This is a genomic window from Flavobacterium anhuiense, assembly GCF_900101855.1.
GTDB classification, from domain to species: domain Bacteria; phylum Bacteroidota; class Bacteroidia; order Flavobacteriales; family Flavobacteriaceae; genus Flavobacterium; species Flavobacterium anhuiense.
Window position 1 is genome coordinate 333,321 of sequence record NZ_FMVC01000002.1, and the last position, 13,493, is coordinate 346,813.

The following is a 13,493-nucleotide window of genomic DNA, read 5'->3' on the forward strand; positions in this document are numbered from 1 at the left end:
CTTTGTTCATGGCTGAGATGATTGTACTTCATAATTACTAATCTACAATTAATTCTGGTTACACTTTTATTTGTAATTTCCTGCAAAAATATTCAATTCTAAAAAATAAAAAAATACCTACATTTAATCGTTTTGTTAGAAAAAAAACTGCGTTTTGAGCAAAGTACTGCTAAACATTCATGATAAAGTTAATTTTTATTCAATTAATTACAAAGTATTCAAGTGTTAAAGTTTTAAATTTAATCACTCGTTATCAATTATTTAACCTTTGTTCTTAATATTAAAAACAGGAGATTCATAATCTTCTTTTAAATAATTTGGCGGAATCGTTGTGGTGTTTCCATCTCGTAAAGCACTGTAGTGAGGCGACATGATCTCGATTCCAGCCGCATTAAAAGAATCTTGAATATTCTGATGAAGCGAAGAATAAATTCGTGGCTGTTTTGTTGGTTCCTTAGTATAAACATTGATTTGATATGACACATAAAAATCATCTAAACTGGTTTGCAGTACAAACGGTGCAGGTTCTTTTTCTGTCATTTCTGTTTTTAAAGCCGCATCAATCAAAGCGACATGAATGTCTTTCCAAGGAACATCATATCCAATTGTTACCGTGGTATGAATCAATAATCCATTAGTCGCTTGATTTGTATTCGCTGAATAATTTGTTGAAGTACTCGACAAAACAGTCGCATTTGGAATCGTAATATCTTCAAATTTTGGTGTTCTTATTCTGGTTACCAAAGCTGTTTTTTCAATTACTTCTCCGCTTACATCTCCAATTTTAATATAATCACCAATTTTAAACGGGCGCATGTAGGTAATAACCAAACCAGCTACCATATTGGCAATTGCATTGGAAGAACCAAGTGAAAACAAAACTCCCACAAATACAGAAACTCCTTTGAAAATTGGAGAATCTGAACCTGGCAAATACGGGAAAATGATTACCAGCATAAAAGCATACATCAAAAGACGAATGACATTGAAAGTTGGCAATGCCCAATCGCTATAAAAACCATTAATCTTAATGTTTTCTGATTTTATTTCGTAAAAGAAAAACTTAATTATTTTAAGCGAATATTTAAAAATAATAATGATTACAATTATAGTAAATAAGCTCGGAAGAAAACCAACAAACCCCATAAAAGCAGATTTTGCAGGAGTTAAAATCCATCTCAACAAGGTTGTGGTGTAATCTTTTGTAGCCGGAAAAATACTAAATAATACAGGAAGCGAAAGATAAACGATTAAAATAAGCGTGATTATTTTTATAACGCTGAAGATTCTAAGCAATAAAATCAGCTGCTTCTCTGGTGATAATATTTTAATGGAATTATAATGCACTCCTTTAAAATACTTCGCTCTATTTTTTACAACATAGTTTTTGATGAAGTTAAAAATTTTGGCAGTCAAAAATAAAATCAGACCGATTATTAAAACTAATAACGCTGTATAGCCTATTCGTTTTGGCAATTGCGAGTAATTTTCATTCTGATATATTATCGCACTTTTAATCTTCGCCAGATTACGATTAGCAATATTGGCTATCGTGGTATTTTCTGCTTTCGCATCAGCATCCAAGACAGACATGATAACAAAATCGTTTTGGTAAACAATATCCATAGAAACGTCTGACGGCACTATTTTAATAGAATCCTTCTCAAAAAAAGATTCATTGTAAAGTCTTTTGATTTTATTGGAAATGTATTCTGCCCGTTCTTTTGCAGAAAAAGAACCCACATTGTGGTAAACTAAAAAAAGTGTGTCTTTAAAAGGAGCTACTGGATAACCTTTTATTTCGACAGTTTTCTGTTCTTTATCAGAAGTCTTCAGATTCTTAGTCTGGGCATTCACTGAAAAAGCAAATAAAACAAAAAAGAAAGCTAATAATCTAAGTACTTTTATTCTCATATTCAATTAGAAATAAATTAGTTATCCTTTCTAACAAATATAAAAACAAAAAAGCTACAATTTTAAATTATTTACATTTTTCCTACAACTCCCAATTAGATTTTAATCCCGATCTTTTTAAAAATAGAATCTATAACATTATTAATGTCTGGAGATATCTTGAATTTATAATTCAGATACAGATATACAACAGTTACTAATATCGATTTCAGAGCAATACTGATTAATTGAAAAAATGGAAATTCCCAGAAATAAAACAGTAAAAACAATGCAAATGTTAAAACCATCGAATGAATCGTCTGTTTGGTAAAAGGATACAAATCAAGCTTCTTAACTACAAAAAGCAATTTAGCCAAACTGTATAACGTAATAGACAAAAGTGTTGCAAATGCTGAACCCATAATTCCAAAATCAGGAATAAACAGCATGTTTAAAATCACAGTTAAAACCACCAGCATCAATCCTAAATATAATACCATTCGGTAATATTTGGTATTAAAAATAATGGCATTGTTATTTCCTAAAATCAAGTCAAAATATTTAGAAAGACCAATCATAAATACAACTGAGATACCGCCGCTATATTCCTTTGGAACCAATTCGTACAATTGGTTAATATTGACAAAAATACATAACATAACAAATCCGCCTACAATCTGCAAGTTAATAGACGTTTTCTTGTACAGCTGATTCAATTCGTCGTGTTTATTTTCATGCATCAATTTAGCAGTAATTGGATACACGATTTGATGCATAGCACGGCTTGGTACCGAAATAACCAAAGCAATATAAGTAGCTACAGAATAATAAGCAATATTTTCAATCTTCATGTATTGATTAAGCATCAACTTATCGCCGTCTAGAAGCAAATTGGCAACGCTTCCTGAAAGAATAATATAAAAAGTATATTCCATTACTGCTTTTACATTCTCAGGTATTGTAATCTGGAAATTCGGCTTTTTGATATAGAATGCATAAAACATCGTAATCAGAAATGCAAAAAAATATATTCCTGCTGTTATGTACACAAATCCAACCAGTGAAATCCAATTAAAATACAATCCGATTAAAGCAAAAGTTGAGAGCAATCTTAAGCCAACTTCTTTTATAAAATTTCCAAAAACAGAATGCATATGCACTCGCGCCCATGCGTAAAAAATTTCAAAATAAGCCATACAGATTCCGATAAACGGAATAAGAAGCATAAATTCACGAACAACTGGGTTTTCTTTGGAAACAAAATCGGTTATATCGTCATAGAAGAAGATTCCGATAAGTCCTAACGGAATACACATTAAAATTGGAAACAGCGCTGTAAAGGACAGAAACTGCTCTCTTTCTTCCTCTGTTTTGTACTGCGAATAAAATTTTACGAGCGTATTTTGCATTCCAATCGCAAACAAAGGCATAATTACGTTTGCCGCAGAAGTAATGTAATTGGTTAATGCGTAATATGTTGCCCCAAGAAAAACGGGATAAAGATATAAGGTATTAATGGCTCCGATACCAAAACCAATGTATGTAATTATAGTGTTTTTAAAAGACTGATTTAAGACAATACCCATTTTTTGAGTTTAGATTGTATGTGATTTTTAAATGATTATCCTTTAATCAGCTGTGCTAATTGTTTGGTTAGATTTTTTCTTGAATATTGCTGTAAACCAATCCCATGCGACTGCAATTTCCCTTCCAAAAACTGATTAAAAAAGTCCAAAATTACACTTTTTAATTTCGCTTTTTCAGAATAATCAAAAAATACTCCAGTATTGGTCTGTGTAACGATATCGGCAAAGTCAGAACCCTGAGGTCCAATGGCAATTATTGGACGGTTTGAGACCATATATTCGAACAATTTTCCAGGAATAATACTTTTCGTATCTTCAGAATTAATCTCTATTAAAAGCAATACTTGAGATTTTCTTTGGTGCGCCACAGCTTCTTTATGAGAAACGTAACCGACTAAATTTAAATAATCATTTAATTGATGTTCTTGAATAGCATCAAGAACTTCTTGACTTACAGCTCCAATTAATTTTATTTCTAAATGGGTTTTAAATTCTGGAACTTCTTGCAGCAATTCAACCAAAACTTCCCACAAAAATGGCGGATTTCGATCAGACAAGAAAGAACCAATATGAGCTAAAGTAAATTTAGTATCTAAAGTCTGTTTTTCTACAGTTTCAACATCGTAACCGTTTGTAATTACCGTAATTGGTTTGTTGGTAATAGCCTCAAATTCAGATTTTGTGGTTTTGCTGGTCACAATGATTTCGTCTGCTGAATTAAGCACTTTATGCTCTAAATTTTTATGTTTTTTTTCAGCATAAGAAGATAAACGAAGTGCTTTATGATATCCGATCGTTGTCCAAGGATCGCGAAAATCGGCAAACCATTTTACTTTTAATTTCTGTTGTAATTCTAATCCGATTAAATGCAAACTGTGCGGCGGTCCAGAAGTTACAATTGTATCGATATTATTTTCTTGAATGTATTTTTCTAAATAAGAAACTGACGGTTTCACCCAAAATACACGCGCATCTGGAATAAAAAGATTTCCACGTACCCAAAGGAAGGTCTTATCCAAAAAGGTCTGCTTTTTCTTTTGCGGAAAAATTCCAGAACTGATTTTCTTGGTTTTATTTTTCGAAAAAACAGAAGCCAATTGATAAGGCTCCCAAATTTTATTCTTTAAAACAATTACTTTATCTGATATTTCACTTACCAAACCTTCATCAACAATTGGATAAGTTGGGTTTTCTGGAACATAAACTATGGGCTGAACATCAAATTCAGGAAGATATTTTACAAATTTCAACCAGCGTTGTACTCCTGGCCCTCCAGCTGGTGGAAAATAATAGGTAATTATTAAAAGTTTTTTTTGTTCCAAGGAAAATGAGATTAATATTTTTTAAAGCGGAAATTTAAAATATTGAAATTTTAGACTTCTTCTTTCTTATTAGAATTTTTACTTTCAAAATAAACTCCTCCAACCAAAAGCAACAGCATTCCAATTGAACTTATTAAAGTAATTGTCCCTCCAGTTTTAATAATCTGAGGTTCAAATTTAAATTCAATAGTGTGTTTTCCAGCAGGAACTTCCATTGCTCTTAAAACATAATCAACTGGGAAATGATCTGTTAGTTTGCCGTCAATATAAGCGTTCCAACCATTTTTATAATACATTTCAGAGAAAACAGCTAAACCATCTCCTTTATTTTCTGACTTGTATTTGATATAATTTGGCTTATATGTAACAACTTTAATGGTTCCTGTTGTATCAAAAGCTTTCTTCAATCTTGCATTTTGGAACTTGCTTTCATGTTCGTGAACATTAAAAACTGCTACTTTTTTAGTATCCAAAGTGTTCAAAGCTTTCATTACATCGTCTGGTTTGTTTACCAGTTTCACCGTTTCCACAAACCAAGCATTTCCGTTTGCATCTGGATTAACAGCAGGAATTTGGTTTCCGTCTTTATCCACTTGAATAACATACTTAACATTCAACATATTAAGCACTTCAAGATTATTTTTAGCAATTTGATAATCGTACAATTGTTGCATTCTTCTTGGTCTTACCGCACTGTATCCTCCAATTGTTTTATGGAAATAAGAAGATCTTCCTTGCAATTGTCCTTGAAGATCAAATACACGGTAAATCGAAGTATCTTTCAAAATCTGAACATCTGCTTGTGTCTCTTGGAAAGGAGCAGCAATCTGAACTGGGCTTACAAAATCTTTAGCAGAAACGTATTTTTTGTCCACAAAAAACAAATCAAAAATCATCACTAATCCAACTACCACTAAAGTAGTTGTCTGAGAAAATTTATTCTTTACAAACATCCACAGAACCACAAATGTCACGATAATTAAGAATCCAGATCTTAGTAAATCTGCATAATACATCGTCATTCTGTCTTCTTTTAAAGCATCAACGAAACCTGGACCGTAGCTTTCCAAATAAGCATTATCATTTATTCCTGTAAAATGGAAGAAACTTTTTGCTATCAATAAAATAACAAGCACGCCTAAACCAAAAACTCCTGTCTGCACTAATGCTTTCTGCTGTAATTTTGGCTCATCTTTAGCTTTAAAAAATGATTGTAATCCCATAACAGCTAAAACAGGGAAACATAATTCTAGAATAACCTGAATTGAAGATACAGCTCTAAATTTATCATAAAGCGGGACATATTCAATAAAAAAGTCTGTCAATAAAGAGAAGTTTTTTCCCCAAGAAAGCACTAAAGTGAAAAGTGCTCCAGCAAGAAAAACATATTTGATTTTTCTTTCGTCAATAAATAAAGCTAAAACTGCCAAAAAGAAAACCACAGCTCCAATATAAGCTGGTGCAGAAACTATTGGCTGATCTCCCCAATAAGTAGGCATTCCGGAAACAAAATCCTGAGCTTGAGAAGCAGGAACTCCCTGCTCAAGCATAAACGCGTACATACGGCTGTCTGTCCCTACATTTTCATGGCTTGAACCTCCAAAAATTCTAGGAGCAATTAAATTTAAACTCTCTGCAATACCATAACTATATTCTGTAATATAATCAGTAGTCATGGAGGCAGTAGTTTCATTTTTGGATCCGTCTGGATTAAAAGTCAACTCGCTTTTATCTCTAATACTGTATTTAGCATATTCGTTTGTTGCCATTAAATTACCTGCATTGGCACCCAAGGCAAAAATTCCCGCAACTAATAAAACGCCGCAAGAAATAAGAAGTCCTTTAAAATCTTTTTCTTTGATAAAATTATATGCATAATATCCCACCAAAATCAATAAGAAAATCAATAGATAGTAGGTCATTTGGAAGTGGTTGGCACTAATTTCTAATGCCACTGCAAACATAGTGAGCAGACCTCCCCAAATGTATTTCTTCTGAAAGACTAGTATAAATCCAGCAATTACCAATGGCATATAAGCAATAGCATGTGCTTTTGCATTATGACCAACTCCTAAAATGATGATCATATAAGTTGAAAAACCAAAGGCAATTGAACCGATAAAAGCTTTAAGGGGATCTGTTTTTAAAACCAACAATAAGCCATAAAAACCAAGAAAATATAAGAATAAGTAATCTGCAGGACGCGGTAGAAAACGCAATACGTCATCTACTTTACCAATAAAATCGTTCGGATAATTTGCTCCAAGCTGATAGGTTGGCATACCTCCAAAAGCAGAGTTTGTCCAATAAGGTTCAGCATTTTCAGCAGCTCTAAAATCATTTTGCTCTTTGGCCATTCCGGTGTATTGAGCAATATCAGACTGGAAAATCTGTTTTCCCTGAAGAACTGGATAAAAATAAATTAATGAAACAAAAATAAAGCCCAATATAACAAGGGCATGCGGATAGAACTTATTTACTATTTTCAATTTTGGCTGGTTTGGGTTAAAATGAATCCTAAATTTTCAGGACACAAATCTAATCTATTTCTTCGTAATCAACATACTCTCCCACCTTTTTGGTTTCACGCGGGTTTTTAGCATTAGCAGTATTAATAATTATTTCGTCTTTATTATTATTTGTGTTCTGCCAAGTGTTGCCTTGATTGTATTGTTGGTATTGCTGCTGTTGTCTTTGAAAATTTTCGCTAGCATTTTCTACTGCCTTTTTTACCAAGACTGGCAAAAAGATTCTAGCCAAAAATTTCATGATATAATAAAAGGCGATTAGCCCAATAATGAATCTTAAACCTGAAAATGATGCTTCTTGCATAACTCTATAATTTTTTTCCAAAATTAATAAATCCGTTGTTTAAAAATAAAATATGAATCTTAAATAAATAATAAAATATGTACATTTGAAATGCGTTATTATTTTTTAATCCAAAAAAAATTATATGTTCCAAATTAAAAACTTACTTGCCCCGGTACTTTTTTTTATTCCACAACTATTTTTTGCGCAATACACCGACGTTATTAATTCCAACCGCCCCGGAGAAACCATGTCAGCTTATGCTGTCGGAAAATCGGTTATTCAAGCCGAACTTGGAGTTTATGGCATTAAAGAAAAACACGATTTATTAGACTACGATGCCAGCGGTTTTGGCACAGATTTAACTATCCGATTTGGTGCTTTTCTAGAACAATTGGAATTTATTGCTGATCTTCAATATCAGACAGAAAATTTTGACACTCCGTACACTAGCTACAAAAAAAACAATTTTAGACAGACGGTTTTAGGAGCTAAATATCTTATTTACGATCCGTACAAAAATTACAAACGTGAAGTAAATATTTACAGTTATAAAGCCAATCGTAATTTTCAGTGGCGAGAGCTGATTCCTGCAGTTTCGGTTTTTGCTGGAGCCAATTTTGTTGGTGCCGATAATCCGTATTATTTTTCTCCAGATGGAGCCATTTCTCCTAAAGTTTCGATCATTACCCAAAACCTTCTTGGAGGCGGATCTTGGGTTTTTGTTACCAATATTATTGCAGATTATATCGGTACAGACTATCCAAGTTACGGATATGTATTAACTTTGACGCACGGATTTAATGACAAATGGTCTGGTTTTCTTGAAAATCAAGGATATAAAAGCGACTTTTACAGCGATTCAATTCTTCGTACAGGTGCCGCTTATCTCCTTTCTTCGAACTTACAGGTTGATGCTTCTATAAGCACTAACTTTAAGAATACGCCTTCTATTTTATACGGCGGAGTTGGAGTATCATGGCGTTACGATGGATGGTATAAAGAAAAACTGATAGAAGACAAAGCCGCTGCAAGAGCAAAAAAGAATCCAGACAATGAGAAACCTATAGATTATCAGGAAAGAGAAAGAAAACGTAAAGCGAAATACGAATAAAACATAAATAACCCAGATCCTTTTTAAGGACTCTCAATACCATCTAATGATTACAATTAAAGAAGCCAAAAGCAAGAAAGAATTAACCGAATACATCAAATTTCCTTTTTCATTGTATAAAGACAATCCGTATTGGGTGCCGCCTATTATTTCAGACGAATTGGAATCTTTTGACAAAACCAAAAATCCTGCATTCGATAATGCTGAAGCTTATTTTTATTTGGCTTACAAAGACAATAAAATTGTAGGACGTATTACTGCTATTATCAATTGGTCTGAAGTAAATAATCAGCACAAGAGGAAAGTTCGTTTTGGATGGTTTGATGTAATTGATGATATTGAAGTTACAAAAGCACTTCTAGAAAAAGTATATGAATTAGGAAGAAAACACAACTTAGAACATGCTGAAGGCCCGATGGGATTTTCAAATTTAGACAAAGTTGGACTTCTTACTGAAGGATATGATCAAATTGGAACCATGATAACATGGTACAATCATCCATACTATGTAACCCATTTGGAACAATTAGGCTTTCAGGTTGAAAAACAATATATTGAAAGTATATTCCCATTTTCAAATGTGAAACCAGAATTCTTTCAGAAAGCACAAGAACTAATCAAAAAACGTTACGGACTTAAAGCGCTTAATTTTACGAGAACCAAAGACATTATGCCTCATGTAGACAAAATGTTCGATTTGTTTAATGAAACTTATGCTAAACTAGCTTCATTCGTAGCAATTTCAGATGTACAGAAAGAGTATTTCAAAAAGAAATATATCAGTTTTATCAATCCAGAATACATTAAATTTGTGGTTGATAAAGATGATAATTTAGTTGCTTTTAGTATCGTAATGCCAAGCTTCGTTGAAGCTTTACAGAAAATAAAAGGTAAATTATTCCCTTTTGGTTTTCTGCAATTATTAAAAGCGAAAAAACATAGTAAAGATGTTGTTTTTTACCTCATCGGAGTTCATCCTGAATATCAAAATAAAGGTGTAACAGCTATCATTTTTGATGAATATTACAAAACGTTTTCCGCAAAAGGAATCCAAAATTGCATTAGAACTCCAGAATTATTAGAAAATAATGCCATTCATTTGCTTTGGAAAAATTTTGATCCAATTATTCACTGTCAGAGAAAAACGTATTTGAAGAATCTTTAATTTTCTTTTTGAGTCACAGCTACACAATAAAAAAATCCATTCGCCCCCAAACGAATGGATTTTTCACTTATAAAACACATCATTACTCTACTTTGCAATCTACTTTTATTAAAGTGTTTTGTGGATTAAATTTTAGTTTTTTTCTGTCTTTGAAAACAACTTTGTCATTAGCCTGTACTACATCTCCATATCCTTCAATTAAATTTCCATCCCTTTGAAGAAATACGACCTGTCTCATTGTAGAAGCGCCTTCAGACATAAATACATATTCAGCAATTAAAGTGTCGCCAACCATGTTTCCATTTATAATTCCGTCATTTTTATCTTTTCCAGAAATTTCATATTTCAATTTTCCGTTAACTTCTTGATGAGAATTAACATTAAAACTTAATTCAATTCTGCTATTATTTGCTGTTGACTCGTAACATTGATGCCCAGATGGTTCTACAATTTCAGCTTCTTTTGGCGGACTTGGTGTAATTTGAATCGGTTCTGTTGTCGTCGCTTCTTTTTTACAAGAAGTAAAAACTGCAAGCGCCATCATCGTAAGTGTTAGTACTTTTTTCATAATTTTTATTTTTATCTTGTGATTATGATACTAAAGTTACCTTAAATAAAAAAAATCCATTCGTATAACAAATGGATTTTTTTATATAATTTCCACTTAAGGAAATCTATTTTATACTGAATTTACGAAACGTCTACAGTTGTACGCTCTGCAATTTCTTTATAAGTTCCGTTAGTCAGTTTCTCACGGATCGCTTCGAAAGCAGTTAACGTTTCATTGATATCTTCTAATGTATGAGAAGCCGTTGGTATCATTCTCAATAGGATAATTCCTTTTGGAATAACTGGGTAAACTACGATAGAAAGGAAAATACCATAATTTTCTCTTAAATCGTTTACCATTACCATTGCCTCAGGAATACTTCCTTCTAAGTAAACTGGTGTAATACAAGTGTTTGTATCTCCAATATTAAATCCTTTTTCTTTAAGACCGTTTTGCAACGCGTTTACGTTTTCCCAAAGTTTGTCTTTAATTGCAGAAGATTTACGCAATAATTCTAAACGTTTCAAAGAACCAATTGTCTGAATCATTGGCAACGCTTTAGCAAACATTTGAGAACGTAAGTTGTATTTCAAATAATCGATAACCGTTTTGTCAGCTGCTACGAAAGCTCCGATATTAGCCATAGATTTTGCAAAAGTAGAGAAGTAAACATCAATCTGATCTTGCACTCCCTGCTCCTCACCTGCTCCAGCACCTGTTTTACCCAATGTACCGAAACCGTGAGCATCATCTACTAATAATCTGAAATTGTATTTTTTCTTTAATTCAGCTATTTCTTTTAATTTTCCTTGCTGTCCTCGCATTCCGAAAACACCTTCAGTAATAAATAAAATACCTCCGCCTGTTTCTTCTGCCATTTTAGTAGCACGCTGCAAGTTTTTCTCCATACTTTCCAAATCATTGTGTTTGTATGTGAAACGTTTACCCATGTGCAAACGAACACCATCAATGATACAAGCATGTGAATCTACGTCATAAACGATAATATCATTTTTAGTAACCAAAGCGTCAATGATAGAAACCATTCCTTGGTAACCAAAATTCAACAAATAAGCAGATTCCTTCATTACAAATTCTGCCAATTCATTTTCCAATTGTTCGTGGTACGTAGTGTGTCCAGACATCATGCGGGCTCCCATCGGATAAGCTGCACCAAACTGAATTGCTGCATCTGTATCTGCTTGACGAACTTCTGGATGATTAGCTAAACCTAAATAATCATTTAAACTCCAGTTTAAAATATTTTTTCCGTGAAATTGCATTCTAGGACCCAACTCTCCTTCTAACTTTGGGAAAACATAATAACCTTCTGCTTGAGAAGCCCATTTTCCTAAAGGTCCCTTATTGTCCTGAATTCTTTCGAATAAATCTTTTACCATAATATATGTAGTAATTTTTTTTACTTAATCAGCGAGCAAAAATAATCATTATTAATTTAAAATGAAGAACCTCAATTATTTTTATTCAAAAATATTATGCTTACATAAAACTATTAAGGATTTACGTAATAATGGCCTCAAAACTCTCCTAAACTCTGTAATGCTATAAAAACACGATTTTTATCATAATAAGTAAGTCTAGTTCTGGGGGGTTATTTTACTGGCATTCTTGAAGCGGAATTAATTATTGATGTCATTGACCTTTATTCTACTTCAACAAAGTCTTTTTCTAAAGTCACCGCTTTTGGAAATAAAATATTATTTTCCAAATGAATGTGTTTATGCAAATCTGCTTCAAACTCTTTCAGCATCGCAAAAGTCACTCTGTAAGTCGTGCAAGCATCTGCTGGCGGAGTGTAATTATTTGTCAATTCAGCAATTTCTCTAAAGCGCTCGCCTTCATTATCGTGTTCGTGCATCATCATTGCAATTGGATTCGAAACTGTTCCGAAAGAAGGCTGAGATAAAACCCCGTCAGATTCTTTGGTTTTCACCATTCTTTTTACAAATGGAAATAAAATTAATTCTTCTTTTTTCATGTGCTGAGATAATTCTCCTGCACAGCCAATAAATAATTCGTTTATTTTAAATAATTCCGGATGATTCTCGCCGTGAACTTTACATAATTTATCTAAAAAAGGAAGTAAAACGTTTGTCTTCTCTTCTACATAACGATGATGTGTTTTCTCAATAAAATCTGCCAATAAATCTAATGGCCACGAGTTAAAATCAATGCTTCCGCTATTTTCCGATTGCACAACTTGCAGCACATTTTGCAATAAATCATCGGCATTTATATTTTGTTTCTCACAAACTTCTGCTATTGTTCGATTTCCTTTGCAGCAAAAATCTATTCTATATTTTGAGAATACTGCAGCTGTTCTAAAATCCTCAGCTACAAACGATCCTACTGTTTTGTTTTTTAAATTTTCCATAATATTATTTTTTAATTCGTTCTGCTTATTTAATAAAAGACATTTTTATCCTTTATTAGTTTTAAAAAAAACTCCAAAGCTAGTTACAGCATTTGGAGCTTTAAATTATTTACTCAACAATTAATACGCCTTTCATCATAGCTACGTGCCCAGGGAAAGAACAAATAAATGGATATGATCCTTTTTTATCAATTGTAAACTCGATTGTATCTTCTTCTCCGCCACCAATTAATTTAGTGTGTGCAATGATTGAAGCTTTTTCAGATTCCGGAATATAATCAGTTGCTTTGGCATCATTCGCTTTTAAAGCAAAAGCAGCTTGGTCTGTTCCTTCTTGCAAAATCACTAAATTGTGTCCCATTGCTTCTTTCGGAATTTTACCAACGTGTTTCAAAGTCAATTTGATTGGTTTCCCTGCAACAGCTTTCAATTCGTTTGTATTAAACTGCATTTGGTCATTCCCTTCAATAACTAAAACATTTTCTTCTGCTGGAGCAACTGTCGGAGCTTGTTCACCTTCAGTAGAAACTTCAGTTGTTTCTGTCGACTCAGCTGGAGCTGTTTCTTTTTTTCCGCAAGAAGTAACCGCTAAAAATCCCATTAGGATTAATACTGAAATTTTGGTTTTCGTATTCATTTTTATGATAATTTATTAAT

The 13,493-nt window shown here is 32.7% G+C and carries 11 protein-coding genes; 2 read left to right on the plus strand and 9 right to left on the minus strand.

All coding sequences use genetic code 11. From position 1 onward, the window contains the following. Positions 1-261: 261 nt before the first annotated feature. The 5 genes from BLP44_RS05980 to BLP44_RS06000 all read right to left on the minus strand — a co-directional run bounded on the left by BLP44_RS05980 (position 262) and on the right by BLP44_RS06000 (position 7,633). Complete coding sequence (locus BLP44_RS05980; protein ID WP_091130551.1) at positions 262-1,914, minus strand: mechanosensitive ion channel family protein; 1,653 nt, start codon at positions 1,912-1,914, stop codon at positions 262-264. Between the two features lie 95 nt (positions 1,915-2,009). After that, positions 2,010-3,479 (minus strand): oligosaccharide flippase family protein, encoded by a 1,470-nt coding sequence (locus tag BLP44_RS05985; protein WP_066032268.1) that lies wholly within the window; start codon positions 3,477-3,479, stop codon positions 2,010-2,012. A 35-nt stretch (positions 3,480-3,514) separates the two neighbouring features. After that, a complete protein-coding gene (locus BLP44_RS05990) occupies positions 3,515-4,801 on the minus strand; it encodes a glycosyltransferase family 4 protein (RefSeq protein ID WP_091130554.1) in 1,287 nt (428 codons plus the stop codon). A 50-nt stretch (positions 4,802-4,851) separates the two neighbouring features. Continuing rightward, positions 4,852-7,290, minus strand: a complete 2,439-nt coding sequence (locus tag BLP44_RS05995; RefSeq protein WP_091130556.1) for a YfhO family protein — start codon at positions 7,288-7,290, stop codon at positions 4,852-4,854. A gap of 49 nt (positions 7,291-7,339) precedes the next feature. Beyond that, positions 7,340-7,633: a DUF4834 family protein gene (locus BLP44_RS06000; RefSeq protein ID WP_008462524.1), complete on the minus strand. Its 294-nt coding sequence runs from the start codon at positions 7,631-7,633 to the stop codon at positions 7,340-7,342. Between the two features lie 124 nt (positions 7,634-7,757). Between BLP44_RS06000 and BLP44_RS06005 the strand changes: the two genes are divergently transcribed. Continuing rightward, a complete protein-coding gene (locus BLP44_RS06005) occupies positions 7,758-8,726 on the plus strand; it encodes a transporter (protein ID WP_091130559.1) in 969 nt (322 codons plus the stop codon). Between the two features lie 46 nt (positions 8,727-8,772). Beyond that, positions 8,773-9,891: a GTP cyclohydrolase gene (locus tag BLP44_RS06010; protein WP_091130568.1), complete on the plus strand. Its 1,119-nt coding sequence runs from the start codon at positions 8,773-8,775 to the stop codon at positions 9,889-9,891. An 82-nt stretch (positions 9,892-9,973) separates the two neighbouring features. On the opposite strand, the gene BLP44_RS06015 is transcribed toward BLP44_RS06010, so the two are convergent. The 4 genes from BLP44_RS06015 to azu form a co-directional block, all read right to left on the minus strand. Beyond that, a complete protein-coding gene (locus BLP44_RS06015; protein ID WP_091130570.1) occupies positions 9,974-10,459 on the minus strand; it encodes a hypothetical protein in 486 nt (161 codons plus the stop codon). Between the two features lie 122 nt (positions 10,460-10,581). Next, positions 10,582-11,841: a cysteate-C-fatty acyltransferase gene (locus BLP44_RS06020; protein ID WP_008462520.1), complete on the minus strand. Its 1,260-nt coding sequence runs from the start codon at positions 11,839-11,841 to the stop codon at positions 10,582-10,584. 263 nt (positions 11,842-12,104) lie between these two features. After that, a complete protein-coding gene (ric, locus tag BLP44_RS06025) occupies positions 12,105-12,836 on the minus strand; it encodes an iron-sulfur cluster repair di-iron protein (protein ID WP_091130574.1) in 732 nt (243 codons plus the stop codon). A gap of 109 nt (positions 12,837-12,945) precedes the next feature. Continuing rightward, positions 12,946-13,473 (minus strand): azurin, encoded by a 528-nt coding sequence (azu, locus tag BLP44_RS06030; protein ID WP_091130576.1) that lies wholly within the window; start codon positions 13,471-13,473, stop codon positions 12,946-12,948. Between the last annotated feature and the right edge of the window lie 20 nt (positions 13,474-13,493).

Excerpts from the sequence above, each read along its gene's own strand:
- BLP44_RS05985 (WP_066032268.1), bottom strand. The coding sequence starts at position 3,479 with ATGGGTATTGTCTTAAATCAGTCTTTTAAAAACACTATAATTACATAC.
- BLP44_RS06010 (WP_091130568.1), top strand. The coding sequence starts at position 8,773 with ATGATTACAATTAAAGAAGCCAAAAGCAAGAAAGAATTAACCGAATAC.
- BLP44_RS06005 (WP_091130559.1), top strand. The coding sequence starts at position 7,758 with ATGTTCCAAATTAAAAACTTACTTGCCCCGGTACTTTTTTTTATTCCA.
- BLP44_RS06000 (WP_008462524.1), bottom strand. The coding sequence starts at position 7,633 with ATGCAAGAAGCATCATTTTCAGGTTTAAGATTCATTATTGGGCTAATC.
- BLP44_RS06020 (WP_008462520.1), bottom strand. The coding sequence starts at position 11,841 with ATGGTAAAAGATTTATTCGAAAGAATTCAGGACAATAAGGGACCTTTA.
- BLP44_RS05980 (WP_091130551.1), bottom strand. The coding sequence starts at position 1,914 with ATGAGAATAAAAGTACTTAGATTATTAGCTTTCTTTTTTGTTTTATTT.
- BLP44_RS06015 (WP_091130570.1), bottom strand. The coding sequence starts at position 10,459 with ATGAAAAAAGTACTAACACTTACGATGATGGCGCTTGCAGTTTTTACT.
- azu (WP_091130576.1), bottom strand. The coding sequence starts at position 13,473 with ATGAATACGAAAACCAAAATTTCAGTATTAATCCTAATGGGATTTTTA.
- ric (WP_091130574.1), bottom strand. The coding sequence starts at position 12,836 with ATGGAAAATTTAAAAAACAAAACAGTAGGATCGTTTGTAGCTGAGGAT.